The organism is Chryseobacterium vietnamense, from assembly GCF_031454475.1.
GTDB lineage: Bacteria > Bacteroidota > Bacteroidia > Flavobacteriales > Weeksellaceae > Chryseobacterium > Chryseobacterium vietnamense.
On sequence record NZ_JAVDQX010000004.1, the window covers coordinates 76,643 to 88,957 of the forward strand.

At 38.6% G+C, this 12,315-nt stretch carries 11 protein-coding genes; 4 read left to right on the forward strand and 7 right to left on the reverse strand.

Going from position 1 to position 12,315, the window contains the following annotated elements; genetic code table 11:
* Positions 1–8 precede the first annotated feature (8 nt).
* Positions 9–1,415 (reverse strand): aldehyde dehydrogenase family protein, encoded by a 1,407-nt coding sequence (locus tag J2786_RS17460; protein ID WP_047433749.1) that lies wholly within the window; start codon positions 1,413–1,415, stop codon positions 9–11.
* 101 nt (positions 1,416–1,516) lie between these two features.
* Here J2786_RS17460 and J2786_RS17465 point away from each other — a divergent pair, with 101 nt between their 5' ends.
* The 4 genes from J2786_RS17465 to J2786_RS17480 all read left to right on the forward strand — a co-directional run bounded on the left by J2786_RS17465 (position 1,517) and on the right by J2786_RS17480 (position 4,686).
* A complete protein-coding gene (locus tag J2786_RS17465; RefSeq protein ID WP_047433751.1) occupies positions 1,517–2,386 on the forward strand; it encodes a helix-turn-helix domain-containing protein in 870 nt (289 codons plus the stop codon).
* A gap of 96 nt (positions 2,387–2,482) precedes the next feature.
* On the forward strand, positions 2,483–2,908 hold the full coding sequence (locus tag J2786_RS17470) for a hypothetical protein (protein WP_047433752.1): 426 nt from the start codon (positions 2,483–2,485) through the stop codon (positions 2,906–2,908).
* Between the two features lie 237 nt (positions 2,909–3,145).
* Positions 3,146–4,000, forward strand: coding sequence for a helix-turn-helix domain-containing protein (locus J2786_RS17475; protein ID WP_047433754.1), 855 nt, complete (start codon positions 3,146–3,148; stop codon positions 3,998–4,000).
* A 194-nt stretch (positions 4,001–4,194) separates the two neighbouring features.
* A complete protein-coding gene (locus J2786_RS17480) occupies positions 4,195–4,686 on the forward strand; it encodes a hypothetical protein (protein WP_047433755.1) in 492 nt (163 codons plus the stop codon).
* Between the two features lie 322 nt (positions 4,687–5,008).
* On the opposite strand, the gene J2786_RS17485 is transcribed toward J2786_RS17480, so the two are convergent.
* The 6 genes from J2786_RS17485 to J2786_RS17510 all read right to left on the reverse strand — a co-directional run bounded on the left by J2786_RS17485 (position 5,009) and on the right by J2786_RS17510 (position 12,313).
* Positions 5,009–7,135 carry a type IA DNA topoisomerase gene (locus J2786_RS17485; RefSeq protein WP_047433757.1) on the reverse strand — a complete coding sequence of 709 codons (2,127 nt, stop codon included), beginning with the start codon at positions 7,133–7,135 and terminating at the stop codon, positions 5,009–5,011.
* 456 nt (positions 7,136–7,591) lie between these two features.
* On the reverse strand, positions 7,592–8,467 hold the full coding sequence (locus tag J2786_RS17490) for a pirin family protein (protein WP_047433759.1): 876 nt from the start codon (positions 8,465–8,467) through the stop codon (positions 7,592–7,594).
* A gap of 391 nt (positions 8,468–8,858) precedes the next feature.
* Entirely contained in the window at positions 8,859–9,443 is a 585-nt protein-coding gene (locus tag J2786_RS17495) for a Crp/Fnr family transcriptional regulator (RefSeq protein ID WP_047433760.1), read from the reverse strand.
* Between the two features lie 10 nt (positions 9,444–9,453).
* Positions 9,454–9,765, reverse strand: a complete 312-nt coding sequence (locus tag J2786_RS17500; protein WP_047433762.1) for a hypothetical protein — start codon at positions 9,763–9,765, stop codon at positions 9,454–9,456.
* Positions 9,766–9,918: 153 nt separating this feature from the next.
* A complete protein-coding gene (locus J2786_RS17505; protein ID WP_047433765.1) occupies positions 9,919–11,529 on the reverse strand; it encodes a Na+/H+ antiporter in 1,611 nt (536 codons plus the stop codon).
* Positions 11,530–11,692: 163 nt separating this feature from the next.
* Positions 11,693–12,313: an alpha/beta hydrolase gene (locus J2786_RS17510; RefSeq protein ID WP_047433767.1), complete on the reverse strand. Its 621-nt coding sequence runs from the start codon at positions 12,311–12,313 to the stop codon at positions 11,693–11,695.
* Positions 12,314–12,315 lie beyond the last annotated feature (2 nt).

A 12,315-nucleotide genomic window follows, 5' to 3' on the forward strand; every position in this document is an offset into this window, starting at 1 on the left:
TTCTACCTTTATTTTTTAATGCTGATTACTTTAGGAACTGTGACTGCTTTCAATCCTTCAATTCCGAATTCTACTCCATAACCGGATTGTTTGGCTCCTCCGAACGGTACAAAAGGATGAATAGCTCCATGCTGATTAATCCAAACGGTTCCTGCTTCCAATTGTGCGGCTACTCTCTGTGCTTCATCAAGATTATCACTCCAAACGGAAGCTCCTAATCCGTTTTCAGAATCATTGGCTTTACTGATGGCTTCATCGACTGTTTTATATGTAATGATCGGCAGTACCGGACCGAACTGTTCCTCATCTACAATTCTGTCTCCGTTATCTACGTTTCCGATAAGTGTTACCGGAATGAAATATCCCTCAAGATCGGGTTTCTGACCTTTGAAAATAAAGTCTGCTCCAATATTTTCGGAATCACGAATCAGATCCTGAATTTTATCATACTGCATTTTATTCTGGATTGGTCCCAGAACAATACCCTCATCGGCTCCGTTCCCCATCGGAATATGGGAAGAGTAATCAGCCAAAGTCTTAACGACTTTTTCATAATCGTTTTCATGAACATATAATCTTTTTAAGCAGGCGCAGGTTTGGCCCATATTCAGGAAAGCGCCCCAGAAAATTCCTTCAATATGTTTTGCAATATCAAGTCCGGGTAAGATGATTCCGGCATCATTTCCACCGCATTCCAGCGTTAAACGGGCCATGTTTTTGGCAGAAGCCTCAATCACTTTCTTCCCTGTGGCAATAGATCCTGTAAACATAATTTTTCCGATTTCCGGATGTGACGTAAGGTAACCTCCTACTTCTCCTCTTCCGGTAACCACCTGTAAAATATCTTCAGGAAGCACACTGTTGATTACCTTTATCATTTCCAGACTGCAATAAGTTGTATATTCCGAAGGTTTGATGATGACCGCATTTCCCATTCTCAGTGAGGGAATAATCTGCCAGATGGCGATCATCAGAGGCCAGTTCCAGGGAGCAATAGCGGCCACTACTCCAATCGGATTTCTATAGACAACATCTTTACGGGTTTCGTCTTCAAAAACAATTTCTTCAGGTAAATCCAGTGATGCGGGCACCTGTGTCCAGCCCACGCAGCCCTGCATTTCAAAATTGGCACCCGGCCCGTTAAGCGGTTTCCCCTGTTCACGGGTAATCCATTCTGCCAGGTGTTTTGAGTTTTGCTGAAGCGCTTCTGCAACTTTTAATAAAATCTCTTTTCTTTCTGCATCGGGCCTTGCTGCCCACAGTTTCTGGGCTTTTTTTGCTTTCTCAATTTTAGTATCAATCTCCTCACGGGAAGTGTTGGTAACTTCCCCTATAACCTCTAAAGTAGAAGGATTTAAGGATAAAAACTGAGTATCGGGAGTATGAGTTTCTTGAGCTACTGATGTATTTTCCATTGTTTTAAATATTTTGTATTTTACGTAGTACTAAAATGGCAATAACATGATATAATTCATTTACTTATTCTCTATTTTTTTTAACCTAAACTCTACCTATCATGGAAAAGATCGAAGAAAGAACTGTTTTCAGCATTCCTTTCGGTGAATTGAATGTATTTGAAACGAATGTAGATTGTCATGATTTTCCTTTCTTTTTTGAAAAGCCTGTAATCACGCTGATGCTAAGTGGCAATAAGATCATCCGCAGTGAGGATGGAATTTTTGAGTTTAATGAAAGAAGGGTGTTTATTCCGCCTTGCAACAAGGAATTGAGCATAGATATCCATCCTGTTTTCAAAGAACCTACCAGGTGTCTTGTATTGAATATAGAACAGGAATATATTGACAGTGTATTTTCTGAAGTAATCGAAAACTGGCATCCGGACTGGGACAGAACAGGAATTATGATGAAGGAAAATGCAACGGAAAAGTTTGTAAGTTCAGATGAATCTTTGTGTAGAAGCCTTACCAATCTTTATAACAGAAGAATTGACGGAAATCTTCATGGTACCTCAGATTTTCTTTTAAGTTTAAATCTGAAAGAATTGATTTATGAACTGATGAAAACCAATGCAAAAAATATCCTGCTGCATTCTGACAAGAAAGAAAATATACAGAACGGACTTCAGGAGGTGGTTCATTTTATCAAAAACAATTACAGAGAACCGATTACCATCAAGAAACTTACTGTGATCGCAGGAATGAGCGAAGCCAATCTGTTCAAAAAGTTTAAGCATTCTTACTGCTGTACTCCGGTAGAGTATATTATCCAACTGAGAATAGAACATGCCAAGCAATTGCTGATCAGCAATCCTGAAATTGGGATTAAAAATATATGTTTTGAATCGGGTTTTAATACATTGGAGTATTTTTACAGAAAATTTACCCAGATCACCGGAAAGTCTCCGAAGAAGTTTAAGGTAGATTGATATCATTAGGGCTGGAAGATGGAAGCGAGAAGATGGAGGTTAGTTCCCGCCTTTTTATTTCTGAAAGTTGTCTTCATTTAATAAAATAATCATTCTATGTATCATTGTAAAAAAGTGTTTATTGTTTTAGGTCTTCTCTTATGCTGTGTCTTTCATGCGCAAACTCTGCATCTATATGGCGGCGCGGATCAAAAAGAATATCTGGGATGCTTAAACTGTGATAATTTTGATAAAAATTCAATATGGAATAAGTTCAGTGATTATGGAAATGTCTTCAGCTCAAAATCAATCTGGAACGCTTATGGAAACTATGGGAGCACCTATGGTCCCTATTCTCCATGGAATGCTTACGCTTCTTATCCTCCGGCGATCGTTGACCAGGATGGAAATTTCTTTGGATTTCTTACTTTGAATTCTTATCTGGCCGACAGATCTGAGCTGGAGCTGGCTGTGATTTTATGTAAGCATCATGAGGAGATTAAAAGCGATGTTGGCGGTTGGTATGAGAAATTGTTCCGGTAAACCACCAGTCAAAAAAAGTGTAAAGCCGGATTTCTTCGGAATGACAAATACGACGTGTAATTTATCCATAAAGCCATAGTTTGGTTGGAAAACGCAAAGTCGCAAATTGTTGCCAAACTATATGTTTTTAAGGCCTAAGATTTTATCTCCGATAAAATGTAGTTTTGCTTTACATTTACAGTGAAAATTTATTTAACTTTTCCTGATTATTGAATTCAAAAATTCACGAACTCCATTATGCTGAATGATTACAAAAAACATGAATTGTTTGGGAAAACCCTGATACAAAAAATTGATATGTCAGGAACTTTCAGATATGACTTCCCGGTTTCTGAGCAAGCCTGTTTTCTGTATGTGCTTAAAGGTGAGTTTCAGTATACAACAAAGGAACAGGAGTTTGATGTTTCTGCAAATTATTCTCTGTTTCTGAACTGTATCAGCTCCGGAAAACATATTCAGAATTCAAAGTCAGAAGATCATTGTGAAATTGTGATCGTCACTTTTTACCCGGATATCCTTAAAAAAATATATGACAGGGAATTACCATTATTGCTGCAAAAGCCGGCCAATATCGTTTCAAACCAATCCAATGAGAAAATAAATAATGACTTTCTGATTCAGAAGTATGTAGAAGGGCTGCTTTTTTATTTTGAAAACCCTTCCCTTGTAAATGAAGACATATTAGTTTTAAAACTCAAGGAAATCATTTTGCTGCTGGCTCAGTCACAAAATGCTGATTCTGTTCAGCTGATCCTGTCACAGCTTTTTTCTCCCACCACTTATTCTTTTAAGCAAATCATTGAAGCGAATTTATTCTCACAGCTTACCATCGAACAACTCGCCGGACAAAGTAATCTAAGTGTTTCCTCCTTCAAAAGAGAATTTACAAAACATTACAACGATACTCCCGCTAATTATATAAGGAACAAAAAACTGGAGAAAGCCGCCGAATTACTTTTAATATCGGATGAACGTATCAGCGATATCGCATTCGACTGCGGATTCAATGATCTGGCCACTTTCACAAAAAACTTCAGCGATAAATATCTTGTCGCTCCTTCAGGCTATCGTCAGGAACGGAAAGAAAAATAATTGAACCTATTTTATGATACGGCCATTCCTTATTTCGATAAGGAATGTTTTTTTTGGACCAAAACCTCAAATTCTTGAACTAAATCCCAAAATCTTTTCTTTGATTCTATCGCAAATTTGTACCATCAGTTTCAGGCAATACAAATATACCTGTTGCTCCAACTGAATAAGTATACATTTAAAATAAAATCAATATGAATCTATCAAGTTTAGGAATTTTTCATACCATTATTGGCATCACAGCACTGTCTGGTGCAATTATAGGGTTTATCAAGTATGGTAAAATCAATCTGGCTCAGCCGTCAGGAAAAGTCTATTTTTATGCGACTGCCATCACTTCACTTACAGCGTTGGGTATCTCCAAAAACGGAGGTTTTAATGCAGGGCATGTGTTCTCATTATTTATCCTTGTTTTGATTGCTGTGGCTTACTTTCTTTCTGTCAGTAAAAAAGAAAGTAAGAAAGCCAGGTATTTTGAGAATTTCCTGCTGTCATTCAGCTTTTTTCTGTCGCTGGTTCCTACTGTAAATGAGACTTTGACACGGGTTCCGCTTGGCCATCCTTTGGCTAAAGATATCAAAGATCCGGTCATTGGACAGACTCTTCTTGTTATTTTTCTGCTTTTTATTGCCGGATCTGTTTTTCAGTTTATCAAGCAGAAAAAAGAGAATGTTGGGATTTCCTGATGATTACGTGTTCAGAAAACGTATAACCACCCCGTCAAAAATTCTCTGAATTTTTACCACCCCTCCGGTGGAGGGGAATTTTTACGTCTTCATTTGGGGTATTTGTAAATAGGGTAACTATTCTAATTCTATAGATAAGTGTATGGTTGGGTTCCTGCTGAATGACAAATACAATGTTTAGTCTATTCGTAAAACTTATCCTTACGTAGGAATCTCGGTATAATTTGGTTGGAAAACGCAAAGACGCAAGTTATTTTCTAAACTGTTTTTTTAAGGCGCTAAGATTTTATCTTCGATAAAATAGGATAATGTCAAAATTAGATTAGCTAAGTTGTGTCTGAAAGTCATCACTTAAAGTCAGAACACCTTCTATAATGGCTTCCGGATGTGTGGTAAAGCCCTTTAATTTTGAAGTTTTTCCTTTTAAAACAAGATCAAGAAGCTGTTTATCTGATAATTTTTTGCCGAAAATTTCAAAGGTGATTTTAAAGCCGCAGTTTTTGAAATCGGAACAGCCTACGGCGGTTTTTCCTTTGATCAGGTTGTGGTCTTTACATTTCGGGCATTTCGTTTCTTCCCAGGACTGCAGTTCTTTTTTCTGTGCAGGTTCTCTTTTTTTCTTCTCCTTCACTTCTTCTTTTTCTTCCTCCTGAAGGGTAATCACTTTTCCTTTTCCGTAGACTACTTTTTCAGTCAATTCTGTCACCATCTGGATCAGTTCTTCTTTGAAAAGGTTAGCTTCGTACTCTCCTTTTTCAATTTTACGAAGCTTGGATTCCCATTCTCCGGTCAGTTCCGGGCTTTTTAACAGCTCATCTTCGATGGTATCGATCAGCTGGATTCCGGTTTGGGTAGCAATCAGATTTTTTCTTTTCTTCTCGATGTATTTTCTTTTGAAAAGGGTTTCAATGATATTGGCTCGGGTAGATGGTCTTCCGATACCATTGTTCTTCAACATTTCACGCAGTTCTTCATCTTCAACCTGTTTTCCGGCTGTTTCCATCGCTCTCAGCAAAGTTGCTTCGGTATAAGGTTTTGGAGGTGTTGTTTTTCCCTGGTGAATCATTGGATCATGTGGTCCCGTTTCTCCCACAACAAACTCAGGAATCGTTTGTTCTTCCTCTTTTTCTTTTTCCTTATCGGTGGCCTCCTCTTTAGGTTCTTTGGCGTAAACGGCTCTCCATCCTGCTTCAAGAACCTGTCTTCCACTGGTTTTGAAAGGAATGGTTCCTACTTTTCCTTCTACCAGGGTATTGGAAATTTTACATTCCGGATAGAATACAGCAATGAAGCGCTTTGCGATCAGATCATAAATCAGTTTTTCTTCCCTGCTCAGGTTCTGGGAAGGTGGAATTTCCGTAGGAATGATGGCATGGTGATCGGTTACTTTCGTATCGTCGAAAACCGCTTTTGATTTTGGAATCGGAGCTTCCAGCAACGGAGCGATCAGATCCTGATAAGGATACATCTTCTGAAGGATTCCAGCAATTTTCGGATATAAACTGTCTGATAAGTAGGTGGTATCAACACGCGGATAGGTTACATGCTTCTTTTCATAAAGACTTTGTACATAATTCAATGTATTTTCTGCTGAATATCCGTATTTTTTATTGGCTTCCACCTGAAGTCCGGTCAGGTCGAAAAGTCGTGGATTTTTTTCTTTTCCTTCTTTAATTTCGAAAGAAACGATTTCAAATGGATTGACTTTAAGGTATTCCAATCCTTTTTCTGCCCGTTCCAATGTCTTTAAACGATCGATCGCTGCACTGAAAAGGACGTCACGGTATCTGGTTTTCAGCTCCCAATATTCTTCTGTGGTAAAGGCATCAATTTCTTTCTGACGCTGCACCAGCATCGCCAAGGTAGGAGTCTGCACTCTTCCAATGGAAAGAACTGCTTTATTTCCTCCGAATTTCTTGGTAAAAAGCCTCGTAGCATTGATTCCCAACAGCCAATCACCTATCGCTCTGGCATTTCCGGCCAGATACAGATTTTTGTAATCTTCAGCAGGCTTTAAACTGGCAAATCCTTCTTTAATAGCATCTTCCGTCAATGAAGAAATCCATAAACGCTGGATAGGTTTGTTGCATTTTGCTTTCTGCAATACCCAACGCTGAATGAGTTCTCCCTCCTGCCCGGCATCCCCGCAGTTAATGACCTCATCACATTCTTCCACCAATCTTTCAATTACTTTAAACTGGTTTTCAACACCTTTATTCGGGATCAGCTTGATTCCAAAGCTGCTGGGAATAATAGGCAGTGAAAAAAGGTTCCAGGATTTAAACTGCGGACCGTAATCGTGAGGTTCTTTCAGGGTGCAAAGATGTCCGAACGTCCATGTTACGCAATAGCCGTTCCCTTCCATATAGCCTTGTTTAGGCATGGTAGCGCCCAATACTTTGGCGATATCTCTGGCAACACTGGGTTTCTCGGCAATACATAATTTCATGAACTCGGGTTTATTGAAGGAGTGCAAAAATCGGGATTTTTTTTGACTTTTCAAATTTCGTTGAGGATTGAGGTCTTAAAGTTGAGAAAGAGCAAATTACGTTTTTATATTCTAAAGAACTAAAGTTTTACAACATATGTAAACGCAAAGTTTATTGGATTCTATTATTTATTTGAGGGAGCAAAGAATTGCGACTAAAGTCGCTGATGGAGCAGAAGGATAATCCATAAGCTTGGAAAGAATCAATTTCATTGATTCCATCTTTGCTTCCTTAGAAATTTAAAAAAGGGATATTAAACTTTGCGTTTAAAATTACTTGTCAGATATGTAATCGTGATCATATTTTTTTATACAAAAAGCCCCCTAAAAAAAGGAGGCTCAATCAACAATGTAATGAAACAAGGTTCATTATTTCTTTTATTTAAAATGGCATTGGCCATTCAATGTAGAATAATTTTAAAGCGTCATAGGTACATCCATTACAAGGATTTCTGTGCCTTCTTTAAGGGATTTGATATCGAGATCCTGAATATCCCATACTCCGAAGCCGTCGCGTTCTTCCAAAGTCTCACTGCCTATTTCTGCGCTTCCCTTCAAAATGAAAACATACACTCCGTTTCCTTTTTTTCTGATCTGATAACGTGTTTCTGTATTCTGGTCAAAAGTTCCCAGGTGAAACCAGGCATCCTGATGGATCCATACTCCTTCATCATCTGCATTGGGAGAAAGGATCTGCTGAAACTGATTGTGGCTTTTCGTTTTGTCTAAAGTGATCTGATCATATCTTGGCGTCACATTTCTTTTTTTCGGGTAAATCCAGATCTGAAGGAATTTTACAAGCTTATCGCTGTTTTTGTTGAACTCGCTGTGCATAATTCCTGTCCCGGCACTCATCACCTGAATATCTCCGCTTCTGATCACTGCTGTATTTCCCATGCTGTCTTTATGTTCAAGATCGCCTTCCAAAGGAATACTGATGATTTCCATATTGTCGTGAGGATGTGTTCCGAAACCTCTTCCTGCTTCTACTTTATCGTCATTCAGAACTCTCAGAACTCCGAAGTGCATTCTCTCAGGATTGTAATAATTGGCAAAACTGAAAGTATGGTTGCTCAACAGCCATCCATGATCTGCTTTTCCTCTTGAGTCGGCTCTGTGAATGACGGAGTTTTCTTTTATTTTTGATTCTGTATTGGGAAGATGATTGTATCCGATCGGTTCTAATGGTTCGATCTCATCGATGTCATTTTTCATAGCGCTGGCCAAAGAAGCTGATGCTACAAACATTCCTGTTCCCAATAATCCTTTCTTTAAAAAATCTTTTCTGTCCATATCAGATTGTTATTTGTTCTTGTTTGACAGGACAAATTTAGGGTAATGGGAAACCCTGCACATTTAACTAGTTTAATAAATGACTTTAAAGCAAAAAAAAATTAGGAAACTTTTGTATCTGGGAGTGTGGTTATATGATTCTAATTGTGAGGAGTAAATATTTGCTTGTTCTTTTACCTTGAAGCAAAAGAACCAAAAATTCAAGACTTAGAAACTTCCGCTAAAAATGAAGTCTGTTCTCTAAAAACTCTAAACTCGTGCGGAATCAATGTATATTTACAATCACAATTTCATCCGCACTCAAACATAAGAGTTTTCTTAACGTTCACAGAATTCATTTTTTTAACGCTCCATTTTCTCAGGTCGTAAATGCTCGCGTGATGTAATAAAGTTATTTCTCTTTTGAAGCAAGCCGTTTTCTGATGGTACTTACAAATTCTTTTGAAACCCCAAGGTAAGAAGCGATATAATACTGTGCTACTCTTTGCGGGATGGAAGGGTAAACTTTGATAAATTCAAGGTATCTATCGGATGCCGTTTTGGAAATAGTGTCTACCAACCTGCTTTGCAGGGTTGCAAGATTCCGTTGAACCAACATTCTGAAAACTCTTTCGAATTTTGGGACTTCCTGCAGCAGTTTTTCTTTTGTTGCCGGGTTCAGCATATAGATTTCAGAGTCTTCCAGCGTTTCGATAAAAACCTTAGAAGGCTTCTGCTCCTGAAACGATGCGATATCACTGATCCACCAGTCTTCAATGGCAAACAGCAATGTCACTTCGGTTCCATCATCATCCAGACAATACATTCTCAAACATCCTTTCTGAATATACCCTTCAAACTGGCAGATTTCTCCTTCCCTCAGTAATACTGTTTTTTTGGGAAACGTCTGGCAGGACAACAGACCGGTAAATGCTTTTTCTTCTTCCTGGGTAATTGAGATAAATCGTGAAATATTTTTAATGATATTTTCAAACATAATGCAGAGTTTACCCCTGCAAATTAGGAAAAAGACTGTAAACTTCGTTCTTTAAAAGTCCACTTCCTCCTCCATAATGGTCAATTACTTTCACCTCTTTATCCAAACCGGCACAAAATATTTTTATATCTTTCTCAAAATCATCTCCTAAGCCAGAGCTTAAAAGGACAATATCCACTGTATTTTCTTTTATATAATCATAGCAGAAATTTTCATCACTTTGTATTTCTGCTGTCCAGCCTTCATTATTTTCTATAATTCTTTTTAACGTATCCAGAATTTCCTGGTTCTTTCCAATCACTAAAAAATGTAATGTTTTCATCTTGTTTAAGGTTTAAAGTTCAATGTTTAAGGTTTAGATTGCAGAAGTAAAGGATAAAAAGAGTGGAATAGGTTTAGAAAATAAAGTAGAATTACTCTGATACCCTCCGACTCTCAAACACATCAACCCGCATCCCGAAACCCTCACCTCGCTCTACAAGTGCTTATTCCCTGTAATTTTCAGTTCATTCAGATCCAGCTGCGATTCTGCTTTTCGGATCTCATCATCGCTGAAGAGCTTTTCTCGTTTCATTTTAAAGAGTTCTTTTCGCTGTAAGGCAAATATATCCAGCATCACTGTATGATATTCGGCCATATCATTTCGCCTGTTCGTACACATTTCAATTGAATTTAAATGATTCTGGTGAAGTTTGATATCACTTTCCAGTGCTTTTTTAAGATTTTCCAGCAGGCCATTGCTATTTACAGCTTCGTTGTATTCGCTGTCGAGTTTATGAACGGCAAGTTTATCGAGTCTCATCTGAATTCCGGCCTGCTGTTCATGGGAAGGAAGGATATGATCGATCTCTCCTATTTTTGTTAATTTAATAATCAAAGGTAATGTCAATCCCTGAAAAACCAATGTCACAAAAATGACGACAAATGTGATAAAAATAATCAGGTTTCTCATGGGAAATTCGGCCTGACTATTCATCATTACCGGAATAGACAGGGCTGTAGCCAAAGAAACCACTCCTCTCATTCCTGCCCATCCTATGATTAAAGGATTTTTCCATCCGGGACTCGGATCACGGCGGGCTTTTTCACTGAGCCATCTGGGAATATGAGCTACGGGATAAATCCATAACAGACGTACTGCAATGACGATCAGGCTTATTATTAAACCATATTTGATTCCTTCCATTACTGAAATTTCCCCTAATCCATTAATAATGTCCGGAAGTTCAAGACCAATTAATACAAAGACTAAAGCATTCATCACAAAAATCAGCGTGTTCCAGACTCCTGTCATGTTGATTCTTGTGGTTCCGGTTTTGAAAATTTCATGCGCACGGAAAGACATAAACAGTCCTCCGCTCACCACCGCCATCACTCCTGAAAAATGAAAATGCTCTGCTGAAAGAAACAGAATGTAGGGCGTCATTACGGTAAGTGCTGCATCAATCGCTGGTGTGGTTGGTAAGAAACGATGAATGGCATAAAAAACATGAGCGCCCACAATTCCTACGACAATTCCCATTCCTGCTACCAGAAAAAACTGCCCGGTAGCTTCATGCATTGAAAAAGTACCTGTCATGACTGCTGCCAGAGCAAATCTGAAAACAATCAGTGAAGAGGCGTCATTAATCAAACTTTCCCCTTCCAATATGGCAATGGTACGTTTCGGTACTTTTAATCCTTTTAAAACGGTAGTAGCAGCCACAGCATCCGGTGGTGAAACAATTCCTCCCAATAAAAATCCTAATGCCAGGGTAAATCCGGGAATCAGCATCTGTGAAGTATAGGCAACCACTAGAGATGTCAGAAATACCAGTCCAAAAGCCAGCAGACTGATGGGACGTTTCCATTTCCAGAAGTCGTTCCATGAGGTGTACCATGCGGCTTCGTATAAAAGTGGGGGCAAAAAAATCAGAAAGATAATCTCCGGATCCAGTTTTAAAACAGGAACTCCCGGGATAAGACTGATTCCCAATCCGGCAAGCACTAAAAAGATAGGGTAAGCAATCTTAATCCGCTGTGCCAGCATGACCAGCATCATGACGAGTAATAAAAGACCGAGGATTAAAAGGAGTTGTTCGTGCATAGTTTTTCAGAAGTTAGATCTCAGATTCTGAGTAGTTAAGTTTTGGCTAAAGCCAGTAGTATTTTTATTTTTTAAAGGTGGGCTAAAGCCCACCGCTATTGAATATCTAATTAAATACTTAAAAGATCATTAAAAATTACAAATAATTCAAAGTTAAAAGTACTTACTTAAAGATAACCGAGTTGGCTAATTCAATTTCTTCTTCATTAATAGAGTGTCCGAAATTGGCATATACTTTCTCTGTTACCTCAGCATTCATTTCTCTTAAGATATTGGCTGTTGCATATACTCTTTCTACCGGAACATGAAAATCGGGATTGCTGGTTCCCAGAAAGACGGGGGTTCCGGCAAAATCTCCTTGATAATTTTCACGATTGATCTTATCTCCTATCACTCCGCCAATAATGGCAGCTGCTCCACCGAACTTCTGAGCATTGCGGGCCAGAAACTCAAGGGTAAGACAGGCTCCCTGGGAAAATCCGAAAAAGTAGATATTTTCATGTTTAATTCCTGCATTGACAGCAGCTTTTACTGTTTCGCCAACCATTTCAAGGGCTGATGATAACCACGGTTCGTTTTGTTCTACCGGAGCAATAAATGAAAAAGGGTACCATGTGTGATTCAAAGCCTGTGGAGCCAGTAATGCATAGTCTTTTACATTCAAATGCTGGGATAAACTTAGTATATCCTGAGCACTTCCTCCGCGCCCATGAACCATGATTAAAGCTTTTCCTGCCTGATTTAATGGAATTCCTGCTGTTTTTATATTTAAAATATGACTCATTA

What these genes read in the sequence shown, in the direction of transcription:
- J2786_RS17490 (WP_047433759.1), bottom strand. Translation starts at nt 8,467, where the DNA reads ATGGACAGAAAAGATTTTTTAAAGAAAGGATTATTGGGAACAGGAATG.
- J2786_RS17465 (WP_047433751.1), top strand. Translation starts at nt 1,517, where the DNA reads ATGGAAAAGATCGAAGAAAGAACTGTTTTCAGCATTCCTTTCGGTGAA.
- J2786_RS17500 (WP_047433762.1), bottom strand. Translation starts at nt 9,765, where the DNA reads ATGAAAACATTACATTTTTTAGTGATTGGAAAGAACCAGGAAATTCTG.
- J2786_RS17480 (WP_047433755.1), top strand. Translation starts at nt 4,195, where the DNA reads ATGAATCTATCAAGTTTAGGAATTTTTCATACCATTATTGGCATCACA.
- J2786_RS17485 (WP_047433757.1), bottom strand. Translation starts at nt 7,135, where the DNA reads ATGAAATTATGTATTGCCGAGAAACCCAGTGTTGCCAGAGATATCGCC.
- J2786_RS17495 (WP_047433760.1), bottom strand. Translation starts at nt 9,443, where the DNA reads ATGTTTGAAAATATCATTAAAAATATTTCACGATTTATCTCAATTACC.
- J2786_RS17470 (WP_047433752.1), top strand. Translation starts at nt 2,483, where the DNA reads ATGTATCATTGTAAAAAAGTGTTTATTGTTTTAGGTCTTCTCTTATGC.
- J2786_RS17505 (WP_047433765.1), bottom strand. Translation starts at nt 11,529, where the DNA reads ATGCACGAACAACTCCTTTTAATCCTCGGTCTTTTATTACTCGTCATG.
- J2786_RS17475 (WP_047433754.1), top strand. Translation starts at nt 3,146, where the DNA reads ATGCTGAATGATTACAAAAAACATGAATTGTTTGGGAAAACCCTGATA.
- J2786_RS17510 (WP_047433767.1), bottom strand. Translation starts at nt 12,313, where the DNA reads ATGAGTCATATTTTAAATATAAAAACAGCAGGAATTCCATTAAATCAG.
- J2786_RS17460 (WP_047433749.1), bottom strand. Translation starts at nt 1,415, where the DNA reads ATGGAAAATACATCAGTAGCTCAAGAAACTCATACTCCCGATACTCAG.